Source organism: Nocardia veterana NBRC 100344 (assembly GCF_000308855.1).
Lineage (GTDB): Bacteria > Actinomycetota > Actinomycetes > Mycobacteriales > Mycobacteriaceae > Nocardia > Nocardia veterana.
In genome coordinates this window covers 1-580 of sequence record NZ_BAGM01000167.1, presented here as the reverse complement: position 1 = coordinate 580, position 580 = coordinate 1, and the positions used below count along the sequence as shown (strand labels likewise).

The following is a 580-nucleotide window of genomic DNA, read 5'->3' as shown; positions in this document are numbered from 1 at the left end:
AGGTGGCCCCGGCCGCTGTCGAACACACCACCGCCAAGCCGGGGTGCGTCATGTTCTGCGAACAACCCACCCCCACCGCCCCGCAGTCCCACGGCTGCACGATGTTCTGCGACGAGCCGGGGCTGCCCGCGGCCCCGGTACAGGGCTGCCAGCTGGTGTGCGGGCTCGATGGCTTGAAGGAGCCCTGGCAATGACCGTCGTCGACATGGTGCCCTACGCGGTATCGGCCACCGGCGCCCTTCTTTTCGCGGCACACATCCTGCCGTGGGGCCGCCGACCGGCCACCTCCACCGCTCGAGGGCTCGAACGTGAATTGGCCGAGGCCCCGGAGATTCTCCGCCCCGCGATCCTGTCGTTCGCTTCCCCCGCGCATTCGCAGTTGATGTTTTCGCTTCTCAAGCTCGGCTCGGCCGAGACCGGATTCCCGCGCGTGGAGTGGTGGGACTACTCCCGCCACGGCCTGACCGTCGACGTCCTGATGCGCGGCGGGCAAACCGTCGCCGACTGGACCCGCGACGATATGCGTTCCCGCATCGCCGATCACGTCGGCGTCGAGGCGGTCACCGCGTCCTCGCCTGCT

1 protein-coding gene and 1 pseudogene are annotated in these 580 nt (G+C 69.1%); both read left to right on the top strand.

Annotation, left to right across the window (positions count from 1 at the left end):
• Positions 1-194 (top strand): hypothetical protein (locus ON37_RS26520; protein ID WP_157171598.1); only part of this gene is annotated, 194 nt, incomplete at its 5' end.
• Positions 191-580: pseudogene (locus ON37_RS26515) on the top strand (FtsK/SpoIIIE domain-containing protein); the annotation flags it as partial. The gene ON37_RS26520 and the pseudogene ON37_RS26515, both read left to right, overlap by 4 nt.